This window comes from Vibrio sp. YT-16 (assembly GCF_033337405.1).
GTDB lineage: Bacteria > Pseudomonadota > Gammaproteobacteria > Enterobacterales > Vibrionaceae > Vibrio > Vibrio alginolyticus.
The window spans coordinates 1-1,027 of sequence record NZ_JAWOQQ010000167.1 but is presented as its reverse complement, the minus strand read 5'-3'; the positions used below and the strand labels follow the sequence as shown (position 1 = coordinate 1,027).

1 protein-coding gene and 1 pseudogene are annotated in these 1,027 nt (G+C 45.1%); one reads left to right on the top strand and one right to left on the bottom strand.

Going from position 1 to position 1,027, the window contains the following annotated elements; genetic code table 11:
- Positions 1-602: TolC family protein (locus R7F07_RS25510; protein ID WP_318110709.1), on the top strand; the 602-nt coding region annotated here is incomplete at its 5' end.
- Between the two features lie 212 nt (positions 603-814).
- On the opposite strand, the pseudogene R7F07_RS25505 reads toward R7F07_RS25510, so the two are convergent.
- Positions 815-1,027, bottom strand: a pseudogene (locus R7F07_RS25505) (bifunctional heptose 7-phosphate kinase/heptose 1-phosphate adenyltransferase); the annotation flags it as partial.

The window sequence follows — 1,027 nt, the reverse complement described above, 5'->3', positions numbered from 1 at the left end:
CAGCTCGTATTTCTCAAGACATCGCGCGCGACAACATCTCACTAGCTAGCTCTGGTCACCTACCAACGTTATCTCTAGATGGTGGTTACAACTACGGAGATTATTCAGGCACAGAAAGTAACTACAACAGTGGCCTTGGCCGTAATGCAAATAGTGACCGTACAAGCGACGGCTTCAATATTGGCGTTAACCTAGCAGTGCCACTTTACACTGGTGGCAACGTGACATCACAAACCAAACAAGCTGAGTTTGCGTACGTTGCAGCAAGCGAAGATCTTGAAGCTCAGTACCGTAGCGTAGTGAAAGATGTTCGTGCACAAAACAACAACATCAACGCTTCTATTGGTGCGTTAAAAGCGTATGAGCAATCGGTAGTTTCAGCGAGATCTGCGCTAGAAGCGACAGAAGCAGGTTTTGATGTAGGTACTCGTACTATCGTTGATGTTCTAGACGCAACTCGTCGTCTATACGATGCGAACAAAAACCTTTCAGACGCTCGTTACAACTACATCCTGAGTGTTCTTCAGCTTCGCCAAGCGGTTGGTACACTAAGCGAACAAGACATCTTGGATGTGGATGCAGGTTTGAAACCAGCGAAATAACGTTCAGTTATACAACGAAATTAAAACGCCAGTTGATTCTTCAACTGGCGTTTTTTGTTGTCTATCATTCGATGCAAACTACCTAACATTGTACGCATAGCGATTATCTCGCAAATGCATTGCTATACCAGAACGTAGGACAGCAAGCATAGAAAAACAAAAAGGCCGCTTTGCAGCGACCTTCCAGATAGTGTTGTTCAAAGCAGTAAGGCTTAGCCTTTGCCGCCTTTAATTGCATTGATGATTTCGCTGGTTGAGCAACCATCTTCAAAGTTCAAAACACGAACTTCACCACCTGCTGCAATCACTTCTTTACCACCAGCAATCTCTTCTGGTTTGTAGTCACCGCCTTTAACTAACATGCTTGGCAGCACTTCAGAGATCAGACGCTGTGGCGTATCTTCACTAAACGGTACAACCCAGTC